Source organism: Advenella sp. (assembly GCF_052108595.1).
Lineage (GTDB): Bacteria > Pseudomonadota > Gammaproteobacteria > Burkholderiales > Burkholderiaceae_B > Advenella.
Window position 1 is genome coordinate 1 of the sequence record NZ_JBQEAU010000041.1, and the last position, 414, is coordinate 414.

1 pseudogene is annotated in these 414 nt (G+C 62.6%); it reads right to left on the bottom strand.

From position 1 onward, the window contains the following. Positions 1 to 414: pseudogene (locus ACTIKR_RS09320) on the bottom strand (Holliday junction branch migration DNA helicase RuvB); the annotation flags it as partial.

The following is a 414-nucleotide window of genomic DNA, read 5'->3' on the forward strand; positions in this document are numbered from 1 at the left end:
ATCTTGCGATCCATCAGGTCCAGCCCCATCGGATCGACGTCGAGCATGGCCAGGGCTGCCGTTGCCGCGGCATTGTCAATGACACCGTTGGAGCGCACGTCGGCATAGTCGCGCACGCGGCGCAGCAACCGGTTGACAATGCGCGGGGTGCCGCGCGAACGGCGCGCGATCTCGTGGGCGCCCTCAGGCGTGATGCCGGCATTGAGCAGATGGGCGCTGCGTGAAACAATGCGGGCCAATTCTTCGGTGTTATAGAATTCCAGGCGCGAGACGATGCCGAAGCGATCGCGTAGCGGATTGGTCAGCATGCCTGCACGGGTCGTGGCGCCCACCAGTGTGAACGGCTGCAAGTCGATTTTGACACTGCGCGCGGCCGGGCCTTCGCCAATCATGATGTCAATTTGGAAGTCTTCC